Here is a 17,245-nt window from a genome sequence, read left to right as displayed (position 1 = left end):
AGCACACCTAAGGGACCACGCCAGGTATCAGGCGAAACCGGCCAGTTTGTAGAGGACGAGGGAGCCGGCGACCGCCACGTTGAGGCTGGCCCCGGTGCCGATCATCGGGATCTCGACCACCTGGTCGAGCAGGTCGAGCGCCTCAGGCGGGATGCCGTCGCTCTCGTGGCCGAGGAGCGCGATGGTCGGCCGACGGGCCATGGGCAGGTCCGCCAGCCGTACCGCGTCTTCGGCCAGTTCGACACCGAGCACCGCGGTTCCGGCCGAGCGCTGCCGGGCGAGCCACTTCAGCGGATCGCCCACCCAGTGCACGCAGGCCTGTTGGCGCAGCGTGTTCCCCCGGCGGATCGCCTCCGGCACCCATGGCAGGCGGGGTACGGCCAGGCAGGCGCCGACGGCGTCACACGTGCGGAGCAGGGTCCCGAGATTGACCCCGTGCAGCGGCCAGAGCGGCGCGGCGGTCAGATGTCCCAAGCAGCGCGGCGGGCGTCGCCGCCGCTCGGTTCGCAGGTCTTCACGGGTGCGGACCCGTACGGCGCGCCCGCTCACCGCAGAGTGCGGAGCGCTCCGGCGCCGAGGAGATGAAGGCACATGACATGGGCGCTTTCAGCGGCACGCCCGGACCATCGACGAATCAGCCTGCTCCCCAAAGTAGCGGATAACGACAAGGACGCGCGATGGGCGATCCGCGGGTGACCGAAGGAGAACCGGCTGCCTCCCAGGCGTGCGGGCCGACGACCGCCTCGCCACGTCCAAAATCGGACCACCGCCCTCGAAGAGGGCACGCCCACCGCGCGGTTCAGGTTCGCGTCAATGTCCGACCCGGCCGAGCCACGGAGCCCGCCTTGCAGCTGCCGTTCTGCCCGGGTCTAGTGAGCGTTCGGTTGGACGTGTCGGTCGGTCGGGCCGCGTAAGCAGCAGCGATCGAAACTGAACGGCTCGGCGCGGGCCTCGGCCCAGATCCGCTTTCTGTGCGGATTGGATTCGGGGTCGAGCAAGCGGATGATCACGAGCGCGACCACGGCCGCCGCACCATGTCGGATCAGTGCGGACGCGGCGCTCTGTACATGGGCGCCGGACACGAACAGGTCGTCCAGCAGGAGCACTCGGTGGCCGTCGATCCGGCCGCCCATCACCCAGAAGGCATCCTTGTGTGACTCACGCTCGGCCAGCACGGGCGCGAACTCGTCGTTGGTCATCAGGATGGGCTTCTTGAATTTGTCGAAGGCACCGACCTTCTGCACGACTTTCGGCAAGGCGTGAAACGCCGGGATAGGCCTTTCCAGCCGGGCGCTGGGAATGGTGGTGACCATTGTGAGTGGTCCACCGGCCGCCTCTGCAAGGCATTCGGCATGTGTGCGATAGAAACGCGCGACCGTGGCGGCCAGGAAGACGAGTCGATCCATTCTGCCGCTGGGCCCCGCAGGGTCCCTCTTGCGGACCACGACGTCGTACAACTGCGAGTCCTTCACGGCGAGCGAGATGGGCACGACATACTGACTGTGCCCATGAAAGCCTGCTGTGGTGCGGGCGCAGCTGGCGCAGATGTCATACGGTTCGCCGGTATCCAGGCGGTCCTTCGGCCCGGAATGGCAGATCCGGCAGACGCCGGGACGGACGGGCGGAACGTTGTGATAGAGCTGCAGGAACCGATTGGTGAACGCTTCGGCGTTCCCCATGATCAGAAGGTCGTCGTCTGCCGGCACATATCTATCAGATTGACGGTCTGGCGGGTCAGGTCGTCAATGTCCTGGACGACAGTGATACCTCCCCGGAAGCCCACTGTGGCGACCCACTGTTGTGTCTGGTGGAGCGAGTGGGGCACGAAGACATGGGTGCCGTGGTCGAGCGCGACCTCGGCCTGTCGCTGCGAAAGGCCGTTGTCACGGCCATCTACGACGTACAGCGAGCCGGCCAATCCGCTGATCACCACCCGCGACAGGGCGGATGTCTCGTCGCTCGGCATGGTGTCCGGCCAGAACGGGGAGACCACCGCGCCGCCGGTGGCTATCTCCTTTGCCACAGTGGCGTACTGGCCGAGGCCGGCCGGGGACGCGATGCCACCGGCCAGCACCGCGATCGTGCGGCCACCGCAGGCCAGCGCGGCTTCGTGGACGGCCGCGTCGAGATCGGAACGCAGCCCCGCCACGACGGTCGACCCTGCCCTGGCCAGGGCGCGGGCCGCCTGGACAGCGTGGCCGGCGTCCCGCTCACCGACGACGGCGACCGCCCGGAGGTCCTGGGCCGACAACCGACCGCGGATCCACAGGACCGGCTGGCGGTTGTACGCGTCGTACAAGTTGCCGGGATAGCTCTCGTCCAGCACGGTGACCAGGTGAACGCCCTCGGCCCGCATGGCGGCGATGAGGTGCCCCGCCCAGGTGAGATCGCCAGGTCGCAGCCGGGTGACAACGTGGATGGCGTGGGCACGGTCGTCCTCGTCCAGACCGGTGAAGTCACCGTCCATCAGCGCCTTGGCGCTGCGTCTGCCGGTGACAACGCGCGAGGTGTGGTGCCACGGCCGATCGCTGGTGGCTCTGGTCAGGGCGAGCACCGCGGCGCGTTCTTCAGGTGTGCACATGGTCGCCACCAATTCGAATGTAGGTTCGATCTCAATATAGGGTCGACAGACGGGCAGAACGAGGGCCGACGCGCGTGCGGCCGTGGTGGTCCATCGTGCCGGGAGGGTCGTACGCGGACACGGGTTTGGCCGGCCTGATCTAGACCGTCTTGGCGTCTTGACAGCCCAGCCGACGCGCTAATGGACGCTGAAGAGCCCTTGTTTCCAGCAACGATCGGTTTCACGGTGATCGGGGTGGTGGACGCGCCGGGTCGTTAGGGTTTGGGGGTCGATCTTGAGAGGGATGCCCGGGTGAACTCCCCGCAGTTGTCGAGGGCCGCGTTATCGACCTGGATGGCGGCCGCGGCCGTCGCCGCCTTTCCGACGTGGGAGGAGTGGCGTTTCCGGCTCCAGCCCGGCGAGCCGGAGATACGCGCCTGCTTCGGCGGGTCGATGGAGACGTCGCCGCTGGACCCGCTGCGCGGCGATCTGGATGTGCTCCTGCGGGACGTGACGGCGGCGGCCGTTCCGGTGCTGCTGGTCGTCGTGGTCTTCATCGCCTGCCTGGGACACAAGAGCGCGAGGCAGGAAGGACGACGGGCGGCGGGTGCTCTCGCGCTGATCGCGGTCCTCGAGCCGGCCGTCCCCGCCTATGGACTTCCGGATCCGGACGACTGCGGCATGATCACGATGCTCAGCCCCGAGTGGTTCGCCACCGTGCTGGGCAGTTGGGGCGCTACCCAGTTCTGCCTGCTGGGTGCCGCGGCGCTCGTCCTGCTCGCCGCCCGGATCACGGGTATCGCCACGGCACAGAGACCGGCGGCCGGGGTCACCTGGCGCCGAGTGGCGGCGCTTCTGGTGGACTACGTGATCCTCGTTGTGGCCCTTCCCTTCGTCGTCGCACTCGTCCTGTTGGTGACCGGCCTCGACGGCTCCCCCTCGTTCGCCACGAACTGGGGGCTGGTGAACGCGATGTGCGTGTCGCCGGTCAGCATGGATCCCGACCGGTTGATCGCTCTGCCGATGGTCTTGGCGTACTTCTGGGCGCAGCACAGCCGGCAGGGGTGGACGCTGGGCAAGTGGTTGCTGCGGATCCGCCTGGCCGGAGCAGGGGAGGCGAAACCGGGAGTGGGCCGGGTGGCGCTGCGGACGCTGGTGTTCCCGGGGGCGGTGTTCGTACCGGTCGTGGGGCCGTTCGTCCTGGTGATTGACGTGCTGTGGACCTTCCTCGACCCCGATGGCCGGACGTTGCACGACCGGTTGGCGAGAACCGTGGTCACGCCACGAGTGCCGAGTGTCAAGCCGTTGGGATGACCGCCTGGGACGGGGCGACTTCCTCGGTCCGCTGTGAGTCGGCCTACATGGGTCCAAAAGACTCCCGAGACCCGACATCGAGCTAGGACGGCGCGAGGGCGGGTTGCTGGGAGCCGCTGCTCGTGGGGGTGGCGGGGGTTTTGGGAAGGTTGACGAAGTTGTTCACGTGGCTGAAACCTGGGCGGGGGCGGGGGCGGGTAGAGTCCGGCCATCCTCGACTTCGTTGATCCCTTCATCGGTACAGCGGCGACCGACCTGCCTCAGGCGCATGGTCTGGCCGGCACCTGGTGGTGGCCGAAACCGCAGGTGGGCAACACCCATCCGGGTGCCACGTCGCCGCTGGGCATGGTGTCGGCGTGCGCCTACTCCGGGGCGTACCCGACCGGTTACGGCAGGTACGGCAAGAACACCGAAGGCGTGCCGGAGGAGATGTTCGAGCAACTCCAGGCGTCCGGGTTCACCCATTTCCAGCAGTCCGGCACCGGTGCGATCCGCAAGTACTACAACTACGTCCGGGTCACCCCGATGGTGCAGCCGCTGGACGCGCTCGGCGAGGCCTGGCCGCTGCACGACGAGGTGGCGGAGGCGGGTTACTACGCCGCCACCCTGGACACCGGGGTCCGCTGCGAGGTGACCGTCGGCGCCAAGGTCGCCGTGCACCGGTACACCTTCCCGCGGCACAGCAGCGCCCGCGTGGTGGTCGACCTGTCCTGCGGCGGCCTGGCGATCGAGCTCGGCCGCACGATTCCGCTGCGGGCGCAGGTGGAGAGCATGGGCCACGGCCGGGCCCAGGGCACGGTGGTGATGGAGGGCGTGCCGCTGTCGGTGTACCTGGAGGTCGACAGCCCGCGCTGGCGGCAGATGCTCTGGTACGACCGGCGGCTGATCGACGGCGGCACCCGGCTGGACTTCGACAGCATCCGGCAGACCAACCTGCGGCCGTTCGGCCTGCTCTTCATGGGTCCGGCCGTCGCGGGGCAGACCATCGAGGTGCGGCTCGGGTTCTCGCTGCGCGGGTGCGAGCAGGCGCGGGAGAACCTCGAACGCGAGTGCGGGCAGGCCCAGCCGGCGTTCGACGCAGTGCGCTCCCGTACGCGTGCCCACTGGGGCGAGCACCTCGACCGGGTCCAGGTCGAGGGGGGCACGTCGAACCGCCGCACCGTGTTCGCGACGTCGCTCTACCACTCGCTGATCAAGCCGTGCGTCGCCGACGACGAGAGCCCGTTCTGGCCGACCGGCGGGCCGTACGCGTTCGACGTGTGCACCATGTGGGACATCTACAAGACGCAGTTGCCGCTGCTCGCGGCCATCGCCCCCGACCGGGCGGTGGATCTGCTGGAGTCGCTGATCCGGGTCTGCGAGGAGGAGGGCAACTTCCCCATCGGGTACCGCATGGCCCGCGGCGCCGACCGGTTCTTCCGCCAGGGCAGCGCGCTGGTGCACACCGCGATCGCCGACGCCCACGCGCTCGGCTGGGCGGGCCTCGACTGGAACTGGGCGCTGGTCCACATGGTGGACGACCTGCGCCGCATGTACGGCGAGGACTTCTTCGAGCACGGAGTGGTGCACCCGATCTCGCACACCCTCGACCTCGCCTACGCCCACCACTGCACGGCGCAGCTCGCCCGCGCGCTGAACGACCGGCGGCTGGCCGACGACCTGGAGAACCGCAGCCGTCAGTGGGTCAACGCCTTCGACCCGGGCACGGGGCTGCTGCGCGACTCGGAGTTCTACGAGGGCGGCAAGTGGAACTACTCGTTCCGGCTGCTGCACGACATGGCCGCGCGCATCGCGCTGGCCGGCGGCGACGCGGCCTTCATCGGCAAGCTGGACCGGTTCTTCGGCTTCGGCGCCGCCCCGGTCAAGCAGCCCGGCCGGCGCCCGCAGCCGGCGGAGATGGCGGCCGGGTACGCCCTGAACCGGTTCGAGGGGCTGAACAACGAGCCCGACATGGAGACGCCGTGGGCCTACCACTACGCGGGCCGGCCCGACCGTACGGCCGAGGTGGTGCAGGCGGCGCTGACCTGGCAGTTCGGCACCGGCCCCGGCGGGCTGCCCGGTAACGACGACTCCGGCGGCCTGAGCTCGTGGTACGCCTGGGCGTCGCTCGGGCTGTTCCCGGTCGCCGGGCAGAGCCTGTTCCTGGTCAACGCGCCCGCGTTCGAACGGGCCGTGCTGCGGGCGGGCGAGAACGAGTTCGTCATCGAGACCAGCGGGCACCGGGAGACGCCGATCGGCGTGGACGGCGTCGACCGGGACCCGCCGGTGCAGTACGTGCAGTCGGCTACCCTCAACGGCGAACCGCTGCACGCGACGCATCTGAGCGCGGCGACCGTGCACCGCGGTGGCCGGCTGCATCTGCGGCTCGGCCCGGAGCCTTCGGCCTGGGGGCGGGGAATCCGCCCACCATCTCTTTCAGATCCTTTCGCGACACCGGAGTAGAGCCTGATGACCCCTCCCCGCCGCCGTCTTGTCATCGTGGTCAGGGCCGACCCGGTCATCTGCGGCCATTCCGGCGAGGCCCGCAATCTCGCCGAGGTGGCGCTGACCCGCGGGTTCGACGACGTACGACTGCTGACCTGGCCGATTCCCGCGCTGCAGGCCGCCGGGCTGCCGCTCAAGCCGCTGGACCGGCTGCTGCCGTACAGCGCCGGGATCACCGTGGAGCGGCCCGAGCCGGTCGGCGACTACCGGGTGCCGGACGGGCGCCACCAGGCCGGGCTGACCGGGCGGCTGGTCGAGCTGCTCGCCGAGCGGGTGCCGACCACCTGCCTTTCCATGTACCTCGCGCCGCACACCAACGTGGTCGTGGACGCGGTCGCCGCCGCGCGCGCGGCCGGGTTCGCCCCCGACGTGCACACGATCGCCAAGGCGGTCGGCTCGGACGTGACCAACGTGATCCGCTCGTGCCTGCGGGACGGCCGGTTCGGCGCGGCGACGGCGCTGTTCACCACGTTCCTGGCCAACGACGAGGTCGTGGCGGTGTCGGAGTACACCCGGCAGGAGATCATCGCCTCGGCCGAGGAGGTGGACGCGCACTCCGGCACGGCCTTCGCCGAGCAGTGCCGGCGCCGTGTGACGGTCAGCTATCCGCCGATCGACTCCTCGGCGTTCCTGGACCCCGACCCGGCCGAGGTGGACGCCGCGCTCGCGCGCCGCGGCCTGGAACGGGACGGGTACATCCTGTTCCTGTCCCGGGTGGCCCGGGCCAAGGGCATCTACGACCTGCTGATCGCCTTCGGCCAGATGCGCAGCCGGTCGCGGGTGAAGCTGGTCGTCGCCGGCAACGGCCCTGCGCTGGAGCACGTGCAGGCGATGGCCAAGGAGGACGACCAGGTGATCTTCCTGACCGACGTCGACGACGACGAGAAGCCGCTGCTCATGCGCGGCTGCGCGGCCTACACCCTGCCCACCAAGCCCGAGCCGGACTTCGTGGAGACCTTCGGCATCGCCCTGGCCGAGAAGATGCTGACCGGCGGCGGGCCGATCGTCACCACCGCGACGGGTGGCACGCTGGAGGCGGTCGGCGACACCGCCGTCATCGTCGAGCCCGGGGACATCGCGGGCCTGGCCGCGGCGTTGGACCGGGTGGTCCTGGACATGCCGGTCTCCGAGCGGCGGGACCTGGAGGTCCGTGCCCGCACCCGCGCGATGTCCTTCGACCGGACCGCGGTCTTCGACGACCTGTTCCCCCAGCAGACGACCATCGGCGAGGTCGCCTGATCCCGAGGCACCGGCAGGGCCCGGCTCGTACCGAACGGGCCGGGCCTGCCAGGCGGGCGGCTCATGGGCGACAGTGGCGCGTCCAGTGCTTGTTCACGAAGACCTGACTGCAGGTGCGGCGGGGCTCTGACGAGTTGTCACCGGAGTCGGTGCAGACGCCGTCCAGCGTCTGCGTGCACCGGTTGGTGGCGACGCATTCGCCGTCGATGGTCGTGGTGCAGTACTCCTCCTCCTCTTCTTCTTCGTCCGGATCCTCGTAGTCGATCGCCGCCCTGGCGGCGTCGCCGCCCTTCCGGCGGGCGCGGTACGCCTCGGCGTACGGTTTCCGGAACGAGCCGCCCTCCGCCTGCTTTCCCACCGCCGGCACCCGGCCGTCGATCCGGATGTAGTACCAGCCGTATCCCTTCCGGTGGTGCTCGCACCTGCTGTCGGAGACCCGGATCCGGGTGGTCCTGACCACACAGACCTCGACGCGGTCTTCGACGTCGGCGATCCCCACGTCTTCACCCTTGCCGCCCTTCGCGGGCGCCCGGAGGATCTCATCGGTCTGCGGCTTCTTGACCGAGCCGCGCTTCGCCGTCGACCCGACGGCGGGGACCCGGGCGTCCATCGGGAGGAAATACCAGGTGACACCGGGCCGCGCGTCGTCGCATCCGCGGTAGCCGACCCGCACCCGCGTGTTCTTCGTGACGCAGATCTCGATGAACCCCTCCTCGTCCTCCTCATCGTCATCGGGCACGGCCTGCGGGACCGGCTGCCAGCCCGCGGAGGATTCATCGGGGGCAGGGGTGGGGGGCGAGGTGGTGCACGCGGCGACCATGCACAGGGACGTCGCCACGATGACCATGGGTAATCGGGTCAAAGGTCCTCACAACCGTACGGAAGAGAGATGCCAGATCGATCAACGGTCCGAGTACCGGCCCGGTTCCGGTCACTGCGATGACGCACGCGTCGGCGCCGCTCGGCCTCTCCTGGAGGTGTTCGATCCGCGGTCCGGCGGTCGTGTTAGGTTGGGCTGTCAAGTCCACTCGCGGAGGACGACCATGCGCACGTTGACCCGTAAGGGAGCCGCTACGCGGCAGCGCATCATCGAGGGCGCCGCCGCGCACATCCGGGAGTTCGGGGTGGCCGCCACCACCCTTGACGACGTGCTGGCCATGACGGCGACGAGCAAGAGCCAGATGTTCCATTACTTTCCCGGGGGCCGCGAAGAGCTGCTGCTGGCCGTGGCCGGGTACGAGGCCGATCGCGTGCTCGACGACCAGCGGCCCGAGCTCGGCGAGCTCACCTCCTGGCCCGCGTGGCGGTCCTGGCGGGACAAGGTCGTCGAGCGGTACCGCGGCCAGGGCGAGCAGTGCCCGATCAACACCGTCCTGTCCGCGGCGGGCGCCCACACTCCCGGCGCGCGGGCCGTGCTCGTGGAGCTGATGCGGCGCTGGCAGGACGAGATCGCCACGGGCATCCGGCACATGCAGCGCGCGGGCGAGGCCGACCCCGGGCTGGACGCCGACCAGGCGGCGAGCGCTCTGCTGGCCGGCATCCAGGGCGGCGTACTGATCCACATGGCCACCGGGCAGACCACCCACCTGGAGGCCGCCCTGGACAACGGCATCGCCCAGCTGCGCGCGGGCAAGCCCTCGTCGGACCGGTAGTACCGGTCGGGCTCGAGCCCTGATCGGCGCGGCGGACGGCCGGTTCACCGGGCCTGGCGCAGCACTGGAAGCCGATCGGGAATGTCGGGCACATGGCGAGGGTTGGAGACGGTCATGACAACTGTTGGATTCATCGGCAGCGGGAACATCGGTGGCACCGTCGCCCGGCTCGCGGTCGCGGCCGGATACGACGTCGTGCTCAGCAACTCGCGCGGCCCGGAGACGCTGAAGGACCTGGTCGACGAACTCGGGCCCAAGGCCCGGGCGGCGACCGCGGCCGAGGCCGCGGCGGCCGGCGACCTGGTCGTGGTCAGCGTTCCGTTGCGCGCCTACCGCGACGTTCCGGCCGAGCCGCTCGCCGGCAAGCTCGTGCTCGACACCAACAACTACTATCCGGACCGGGACGGCACCTTCCCCGAGCTGGACGACAAGTCCACCACCACCAGCGAGCTGCTGCAGCGGCACCTGCCGGACTCCAAGGTGGTCAAGGTCTTCAACAACATCTTCTTCAAGCACCTGCACGACCTGGCCCGGCCCGCGGACGCGGCCGACCGCAGTGTGCTGGCGATCGCGGGCGACGACGCCGACGCGAAGGCCGAGGCGACGGCCTTCCTCGACGGCATCGGCTATGACGCGGTCGACGCGGGCCCCCTGGCCGAGAGCTGGCGTTTCGAGCGGGACACCCCGGCGTACGGCCTGATCTACGCGCAGAACCCGGCGACGTTCTGGGACTCGCCCGCGAAGCCGGCCGACGCCGCCACGCTCCGCGCCAAGCTGGCCGAAGCCCAGCGCTGACCGCGCTCGCCGGGGTGCCGCCTCCGGCACCCCGGCGACGCCATCCTGATCTGTTCTCGGCAGGCATCTCAGCCGGAGTTGCGTCCGGCACGAGAGCATGGTCATCGCAGGGTGGTGACGAGGTAGACGTCGCTGTCCGCGAGGGCGCCGAGCAGTGCCGTCAGGCGCTCGGCGGGCACCGCGACCACCAGGCCGGTACGTCCATCGCCGGGCAGGTCGAGCACCGTGACCTCGGGCAAGATCAATGGCGTGCCGGTCCTGCCCCGCGACGTCGCCGTCGGTACCAGGCGCAGTGCGGCCGTCGTACCCCGGGCGGCGGCATCGGCGAACAGCCGGCCGGGCTTGGGACGGAGGCTGACGACGGCTCTCCCGTCGGCCGCGCCGGGCGGCAGCCGCGGGCCGAGGACGTCCGGCCCCAGCGGCGCGTCCTCCGCCACGTTCCGCAGCGGGTACCGTCCCACCGCGTCCGCCGCCGAGGGGCCTTCGACGTCGGCGGCCGTGAGCACCCGGTACGGGGCCAGCGCGCGTACGGCCCGCGGGTGGGCGGGCGAGGTGACCGTACGGATCACCAGGTTCCCGGCGACCACCAGGAGTCCCAGCATGGCCGCGGCGGCCACCAGCCATGGCGCGAGGCGCAGAGACCGCATTTGGGATCCGTCCAGTGCCGGTGTCCCGGCCGCCGCGACCGGCTCGCCCGCCGAGGTCACCGCCGGGACCGCCTCAGGGACGGTTTCTCCAGTCCCGGAGTCCGGTTCCCCTGCCACGAGAGCGGGTCGCCCCGACGCGGGGGGCTTAGCCTGCGCGGGAGCGGGTTCGCCTGTTGTGGGGGTGGGGAAGCCGAGGGAGGCGGCGTGGTCGCTGTCGGGCGCGCCGGCCGTCCACAGCTTGTCGAGCTGCCGCCACTGCTCGGCCTCGGCGCGGTACTCGGTGGGCCGCCGCAGGCCCATCGTGTCGAGCAGGGTCCAGCGGTGCACGTCGAAGGCCGCGCGGAACAGCTCGCCGTACGGCTCGGCGGCGCGCACCGCGCCCCGGTAGCCCCACCAGGCGGTGAACAGGCCGATCCAGCAGCACAGCAGGGCGCTGTACCACGGGAGCAGGAAAGCACCGAGCGCTCCGCCGAGCAGCGAGAAGGCGAGGCCGAGCCCGCTCACCGTGATCATGAGGTCGAGGTCGGCGGACGCGGACGCGAACACCTGCCGGAAGGTGTCGGGGAGGGCCGGATACAGGCGTGGCCAGGCCGTGACGCCGTCGATGGCGTACCGTTCGCGGCTGTGGTCCTCGGCTCCGCGCAGGATGTTGCCGAGCATGGTCGGCATCAGGCGGGCTTCGTCGGCCGGGTAGAGGTACCACCGCTGATCGTCGGCCGCCGTGAACCGGAGCCGGCAGCGCTCGGCGAGACGTCGGCCGTACGGCAGCGCGTCCCAGTAGCCCTCGTAGATCCTGATCAGGCCGACGCGGTGCAGCGCGATGAGCTGGCTGAGCAGCAGCGTCGCCGCGAGCACGAGCCCCGAGGCGGTGACCTGCACCTGCGTGCCGAGCGCGGACCACCACCGGGTCGCGGCGGCCGGGCCCACGCCCGCGACCGCCACGGCCGCGAGGGCGCCGAGGAACAGCAGGACCGGCAGGAAGGTCGTGGTGAGCAGCCGCCGGTCGGCCACTCCTGAGGCCGCCTCGACCAGCCCTCCCATGTCATCCGTTCCAGTAGGGGACGAAGATGTGGTCGCCGTGCTGGCAGGTGTGCTCCTCGGCCTGGCTGAAGCGGCGGAAGGTGTTGGTGGCGCCGCAGACCGCGCACTGGATGCGTACGTTGTCGGTTTTCGCCCGCTTGCCGAGCGGCTGGGCGTCGCCCAGTTGCCGTCCGGCGACCAGAAGGGCGGCGTCGGCGGCGGCGATCTCGGCCCTGATCGCCTCGGCGGTGACCACACCGGCGACGCCGTCCCCGTCGAGCAGGACCAGCCCGGGCAGGCCGGCCACGAGCGCGTGCAGCAGGTCCGCCGAGGTGGTGACGTCGATGACCGGAGTGCCGGCGTCCACGACGTACGCCGGGCCGGCCCGGCCGCCCATGACGAGCCCGGCGGGCAGGCCGTCCTGGCCGATCAGCACGGTGATCGGGGTGTCCGGTCCCGCGCCGGTGCTCGCCGGGTCCGGCGCTCGCGCGATGGTGAAGTCGTCCGTCCTCAGTTCCGAGATGGGCCGTAGCCGTTCCACTCGACCTCCTTGTCGGTGATCAGAGCCAGTCGCCGATCAGCGTGAAGGGCGCCCAGTGGTAGGGGTCGGCGAAGGCCGGGATGCTGAAATCCGGTTCGATCCCGGTGTCCATGGTCAACCTGGTCCGGAGCATGCCCACCTCCGCGGCCCCCCGCTGTTCCTCGGCCAGGTCCGGACAGGTCATCAGCTCGGCGTACAGGCCGGCCGCGGCCGCCAGGTCACCGGCGGCCCGCCGCAGCCGTGCCTCCTCCAGGCGCAGGACGGCCTGGGCCCGGGGGGCGCCGGCCAGGCGGGCGTGGGCGTCCCGCGCGTGGTCGAGCACGTCGGCCACGGTCCGGTCGCGCAGCCAGAGCTGGGCCCGGCGCAGGGCCGCGGCCTTGGAGACGCCGGCCCGCAGTTCGGCGTAGAACCGGGCGAACAGCATGCTGGTCGACAGTTCGTCGACCCGCCACAGGGCGACCAGCGCCGAGGGCGCGCCGGCGTACAGCAGCGCCCGGGTCAGGCCGATGAGCTCGTCACCCGGCCGGCGCTCGCTCACGCCGGTCTGGCAGGCCGCGAGCGTCACCAGGTCCACTTCCAGCCGCAGGCCGAGGATGTCCTCGGCGGTCAGTCTGCCGTCGGCGAGTTCGATGCCCGAGCGCATCGGCTCCTCGGGGTCGAAGACCCCGTGCGTCGCGAAGTGGAGGACGTCCGGCGCCGGGCCGGGTGCGGCGAGGGCGGCGAGCAGCGCCGCGCGGGAGGCGCTGGCGGCCGTCAGCATCTGCCGGTCGCCGAACTCGTGCGCCACCGCCAGCGCCTGTTCCCTGGCGAAGGCCAGCGGGTGCTCGGCGGGCGGGTCGGCGACGACGAGCACGCTGTCGCGGCGCGGCCTGCGTTTGGCCTGGCAGTAGCGCAGTACGGAGGCCGACGGCACCAGGGCGACCGGGTTGCGGTCGATCAGCGGGCGGCCGTCGGCGGGGACGGCGTGCAGCGGCAGCAGGTGCAGCGCGTCGTGCGGCACGAGGTACACGACGTCTCCGGGCGCCGCCCAGCCGGCCACCGGCGCGAGCAGCCGGACCAGCCGGTCGTCGGCGAGGTGCGCGCCGAGGCCCGCCCGCTCATCGGCCAGCGTCGCGTGGGCCGCACCGGCCAGTTCGCGGATCTCGTCGCGGGTGACCGGCACGGTGACGATGTGCGGTTCGGCGGCGTCCGCCGTCACACCGAAGACGTACGTCTCATGGTCGGTCACGTAGTACTCGGCCAGCACCACACCGGCGGACGTGCCGGACCCGGGCGGCGCGGGGTTGGCAAGGTCGGTCACATCGGGCTCCTCGTGCGGTCGGCCACGTCCGGCGGAAACCGGCAGGGCCGCGATGCCGGCCCAGCCGAGGTGCTCGCCGCGGCGCATCGCCACGTATTCCGGTGCTTGCTCGCCGAGCCGGTCCTCAAGACGCCGCAGGTGGCGCAGCGTCTCCCGGTGGGCGGCCGACAACGCCGCGTCCGCGGATCCGCCGCCGCCCAGCGCCGCCTCCAGATCGCGCAGCCGGCGTCGCGCCTCGGCCTCCTCGGCGAGGATCTCCTGCGGCGCCCCGTGCGGCGCGGGAAGGGAGGCCAGGGCGAGCCTGCGTACCAGCTCCTGCCCGCGCGCGGCGTCCGCCCATTCAAGCGCCCCGGTCGGGTCGTGCAGGTGGAGCGACAGCCGGACCAGCATGTCCAGGGCGTCGAGGCGCGATTCACTGAAGTATTCGACGGCGTCGCTCTCCTCCAGCAGGGCCCGGCGGGCGTCGCCCACCGCTTCGGCGGCGGCGACGTACGCGACGCGGGCTTGCGCGTAGTCCTCCTCCAGCATGCTGATCTCGGCCAGCAGGACCCGCGTCTCGTACACCTCACGGGGGTCGCCCATCGCCTCGGCCTCGCGCAGCGCCTCCTGGAGGTGGCTGCGGGCCTGGGCGAAGTCACCCGCGTCGCGGGCCAGTATCCCGAGATCGCCGAGGGTCGCGACGGCGGCCCGGCGGTAGCCCGCCCTGCGCTGGATCTCCAGTGCCCGCTCGTGCATCCGCCGGGCCTCGTCGTACCGTCCGGCGAGCTGGAACAGGGAGGCCATCGCGCCGAGATCGTCGGACACGCCGAGCTCGGCGCCGATCTCCTGGTTGATCTCCAGCGAGAGCGCGAAGCACTCCATGGCCTCGGTGTACCGTTCCTGGGCGTCCAGCGCCCGGCCCACGTTGTGCGTCGCGGCGGCCTCGCTCTCCCTGTCGTGCGCGGCCCGGTACGCCTCCGCCGCCTCCCGGGCCAGCCGCTCGGCCGCTTCCAGGTCGTTCAGCAGTTCCTGGACCAGCCCGAGCGTGAGCAGGGCGTGCCCGAGCAGGCTTGGCGGACCGTCTCGCCGGAGCCGGGGCGTAATGTCCTGGAGCAGCCCGCGTGCCTCGGTGATCCGTCCTTGGTCCTTCACGGCGACGGCCAGGTTGACCGCGGCACGGGCGGCCTCGTGCGTGGCGCCGGCTCGCCGCAGGCGCTCCAGCGCGTCCCGGTGGGACTCCTCGGCCGCCGCGAGCATCCCGAGGTCGCGTTGCACCAGACCGAGGGTGTCCAGGGTCGCGGCGTACTGCCGCGCCACCGCGCCGCCGGCGTCGCCGCGACCGTCGCCCTCGTCGTCGCGGAGCAGGTCGCAGGCCTCGGTCAGCGCCTGGAGCGCCCGGTCACCTCGGCCGGCCTTCAGCAGGGCGAGCCCGAGCCGCTGCCGCAGTGCGGACCGGACCGCCGGATCGGCGTCCGCCCGGTCGGCCACCCGGCAGGCCCGCCGGTATTCACCCGCCGCCTCCCCCGGTCTGCCGGTCGCCAGGCGCCGCCGGGCGCGAGCGACGTACCGCGCCCAGGGTTCACCGCCGCTCCGGACGCGCACCCGCTTTGGCATGGCCCTCCGCGCTGATTCACCCGCCGCCAGATCAACCGTCGCGATGCCGAAGCTAACCGCGATGGAGGGCGCGGAGAAGACGTGATGCGGATTCGTGATGACCCGCGCACTATCGGTGAACCGGGACGGGCCGGGAGGCGTCCTGGTGGGCGGGAGGCGTCATGTCCGACAGCAGCCATGCCCCTCGGGGCCTGTTCCGGCAGCGGCCCGTCCGCGCGTACGGCCCGGTCATCCGCCCGCCCGGACGGGCCGACCGGCTGTCGGCGTGGGCCCGGCGGATCGCCTGCGTGCTGCCGGCCGTCCTCGGCGGCTGGGCGGCGTGGCGGACGACCGGGGTCCCCGCCTGGCTGCCGGCCGTGGCCGGGCTGCTGGTCAGCGGGCATGTGACGGTCCGGATGTGGGCGGCGCGCGGCCTGCTCCGCCGCCAGGCCCGGCTGCGGCGCTGGGGTGCGCTCATCGTCCTGGCCGCCGGCGCGGCGCTGGCCCTGTCCCCCGTCGGCGGGTGGCTCGCCGGCGCGTGGGCGGCGGCGGGCTGGGCAACGGCGTACGGCGGAGCGCTGCTCGCGGCCGCCGTACTGGGGGTCTCGGTCGTGGCCGGGATCATCCGGGGGCTGCTGGGCATCGTGGCCCGCGGCCCCGGCGGGCTCCTGCGGGTCCTGGCCGGGGCCGCGTCGGTGCCGCTGACGGTGCTGCTGCGGTGCGCCTGGACACCGTTCCTGCTGGCCTACGTGACCCATCCCGACCCGCGGCTCGCCGTGCCCGCCTTCACGCTGGTCGTGCTGGAGATGGCCGAGACGGTCAACCAGGTCGTCTTCGGGGCGCTGACCGCCCAGCAGTCGGACCTGCGGATGTTCCACGCTCCCGCCACCGGGGACCTCATGTTCCAGGTGCTGCGCTCCGTCGTGGCGGCGCTGGACGGCCGCGGGGAACCTACGCTCTCCCGGCTGACGGAGATCCTCGATCCCGGAGTGCCCGCCCTGCGGGTGTCCGGCTACCTGGGCGAGTGGCTGTACGACGGCGTCCTGTCCCGTCCCCGCAGGCCCGACCGCACGTTGATCAACACCCTGTGCACGGAGGCGCACCTCACCGCCGGTTCCGATTCCGCCGACACGGCCCTTCGCCGCGTCAAGCTGGCCGAGCTGGCCCTGGGCCTGGTGGAGGCGGAGGTGACGCCGCGGATCGCCCGGCGGCACGCGGCGCGCCTGGCGCGGTACGTGGCGATCCAGCGCACCGCCTGTCTGTGGACGCGGGCGGGGGCCTACCAGTACCTGGGGTGGGAGGACGAGGTGCTGGCCACCTGGAAGGAATGCGCCCGACAGTACGCCGAACTCGGCTTCCCCCGGATGGCCGCCCAGGCCAGGCACACCGCGTGGAGCCGCCTGCTCACCCGGCACCGCATCGACTCGGTGGACCTGGACCACGAGCTGCTCTCGCCGGACGACAGCCCGTACCTGCGCCGGATCGCCATGCTGGGCATGGCGCAGATGCTGCAGGGGCGCGGCGACGTGGCGGGCGCGCGCCGGCTGGCGGAGCAGGCCGCGGCGGTTCCCCTCGGCGGGCCGCGGGAGTGGTTCGCGTGGGGGTGGGAGCAGTCGCGCACCATGAACTCCCTGCCCTTCACCGTGCTGGTGGGCACCCGCGGTCACCGGAACATGGAGAAGAAGATGCGCACGTGGCTGTCCACGCGCACGATGGCCCCTTTTCCCGCGTGGGGGAACCCGATCCGCGACCTCGTCCTGCGCGCCGACCAGCTGGCCGAACAGGGACGGGCCGACGAGGCCGCCAGGCTCTTCACCGAGGCCGCGTCCCGTGCCCGCGCCGCCGGCCAGATCATCTGGGAGATGAACGCGCTGACCGGGTTGTCGCAGCTCGCCAGGTTCGTCGGGAGCATGGATCTGGCCCGCGACAGCCTGCTGGAGGCGCTGCGGTCGGCGGAGGATCTGCGCGGGCGTGCCGTCCACGACGAGCTGCGCGTCAGTGCCGGCGGCTCGATCACCGGCCTGTACGACCTGGCGGTGTGGCTGTTCGCCTCCACACCGACCGGCCCGGAATCGGCCGCTTCCGAATCGACCGGCCCCGAAACGGCCGCTCAGGAGCAGA

13 protein-coding genes are annotated in these 17,245 nt (G+C 71.8%); 6 read left to right on the top strand and 7 right to left on the bottom strand.

What is annotated here, in order from left to right; translation table 11 throughout:
• Positions 1–27: 27 nt before the first annotated feature.
• The 3 genes from IEY93_RS25170 to IEY93_RS25160 all read right to left on the bottom strand — a co-directional run bounded on the left by IEY93_RS25170 (position 28) and on the right by IEY93_RS25160 (position 2,581).
• Positions 28–474 (bottom strand): TrmH family RNA methyltransferase, encoded by a 447-nt coding sequence (locus tag IEY93_RS25170; protein ID WP_229691451.1) that lies wholly within the window; start codon positions 472–474, stop codon positions 28–30.
• A 395-nt stretch (positions 475–869) separates the two neighbouring features.
• Positions 870–1,706 (bottom strand): phosphoribosyltransferase, encoded by an 837-nt coding sequence (locus tag IEY93_RS25165; RefSeq protein ID WP_189165582.1) that lies wholly within the window; start codon positions 1,704–1,706, stop codon positions 870–872.
• Positions 1,682–2,581 (bottom strand): DNA-processing protein DprA, encoded by a 900-nt coding sequence (locus IEY93_RS25160; RefSeq protein WP_229691464.1) that lies wholly within the window; start codon positions 2,579–2,581, stop codon positions 1,682–1,684. Before IEY93_RS25160 ends, IEY93_RS25165 begins: the two co-directional genes overlap by 25 nt.
• A gap of 291 nt (positions 2,582–2,872) precedes the next feature.
• Between IEY93_RS25160 and IEY93_RS25155 the strand changes: the two genes are divergently transcribed.
• From IEY93_RS25155 to IEY93_RS25145, 3 genes are all read left to right on the top strand, one after another.
• Positions 2,873–3,874, top strand: coding sequence for an RDD family protein (locus tag IEY93_RS25155; protein WP_189165580.1), 1,002 nt, complete (start codon positions 2,873–2,875; stop codon positions 3,872–3,874).
• A 210-nt stretch (positions 3,875–4,084) separates the two neighbouring features.
• The gene (locus IEY93_RS25150) at positions 4,085–6,316 is read left to right on the top strand and encodes a glycoside hydrolase domain-containing protein (protein WP_189165635.1); all 2,232 of its coding nucleotides are present in this window, start codon (positions 4,085–4,087) and stop codon (positions 6,314–6,316) included.
• 6 nt (positions 6,317–6,322) lie between these two features.
• The gene (locus IEY93_RS25145) at positions 6,323–7,597 is read left to right on the top strand and encodes a glycosyltransferase (RefSeq protein WP_189165579.1); all 1,275 of its coding nucleotides are present in this window, start codon (positions 6,323–6,325) and stop codon (positions 7,595–7,597) included.
• Positions 7,598–7,658: 61 nt separating this feature from the next.
• Here IEY93_RS25145 and IEY93_RS25140 read toward each other — a convergent pair whose 3' ends face one another.
• Entirely contained in the window at positions 7,659–8,459 is an 801-nt protein-coding gene (locus IEY93_RS25140) for a hypothetical protein (protein WP_189165578.1), read from the bottom strand.
• A gap of 181 nt (positions 8,460–8,640) precedes the next feature.
• Between IEY93_RS25140 and IEY93_RS25135 the strand changes: the two genes are divergently transcribed.
• Both IEY93_RS25135 and IEY93_RS25130 read left to right on the top strand, forming a co-directional pair.
• Entirely contained in the window at positions 8,641–9,249 is a 609-nt protein-coding gene (locus IEY93_RS25135) for a TetR/AcrR family transcriptional regulator (protein WP_189165577.1), read from the top strand.
• An 81-nt stretch (positions 9,250–9,330) separates the two neighbouring features.
• Positions 9,331–10,044 (top strand): NADPH-dependent F420 reductase, encoded by a 714-nt coding sequence (locus IEY93_RS25130; RefSeq protein ID WP_189165576.1) that lies wholly within the window; start codon positions 9,331–9,333, stop codon positions 10,042–10,044.
• A 101-nt stretch (positions 10,045–10,145) separates the two neighbouring features.
• Here IEY93_RS25130 and IEY93_RS25125 read toward each other — a convergent pair whose 3' ends face one another.
• Genes IEY93_RS25125 through IEY93_RS25115 form a run of 3 tightly spaced genes read right to left on the bottom strand, consistent with a single transcriptional unit; the run spans position 10,146 to position 15,145 of the window.
• Complete coding sequence (locus tag IEY93_RS25125) at positions 10,146–11,732, bottom strand: hypothetical protein (RefSeq protein WP_189165575.1); 1,587 nt, start codon at positions 11,730–11,732, stop codon at positions 10,146–10,148.
• Between the two features lies 1 nt (position 11,733).
• Positions 11,734–12,252: a hypothetical protein gene (locus IEY93_RS25120; RefSeq protein WP_189165574.1), complete on the bottom strand. Its 519-nt coding sequence runs from the start codon at positions 12,250–12,252 to the stop codon at positions 11,734–11,736.
• Between the two features lie 19 nt (positions 12,253–12,271).
• A complete protein-coding gene (locus IEY93_RS25115; RefSeq protein ID WP_189165573.1) occupies positions 12,272–15,145 on the bottom strand; it encodes a CHAT domain-containing protein in 2,874 nt (957 codons plus the stop codon).
• A gap of 161 nt (positions 15,146–15,306) precedes the next feature.
• Between IEY93_RS25115 and IEY93_RS25110 the strand changes: the two genes are divergently transcribed.
• Positions 15,307–17,245: tetratricopeptide repeat protein (locus IEY93_RS25110; protein WP_189165572.1), on the top strand; the 1,939-nt coding region annotated here is incomplete at its 3' end.

The sequence above is a fragment of the Sphaerisporangium melleum genome, assembly GCF_014646695.1.
Lineage (GTDB): Bacteria > Actinomycetota > Actinomycetes > Streptosporangiales > Streptosporangiaceae > Sphaerisporangium > Sphaerisporangium melleum.
The sequence above is the reverse complement of the archived record's forward strand: the minus strand, read 5'-3'. Positions and strand labels throughout refer to the sequence as shown.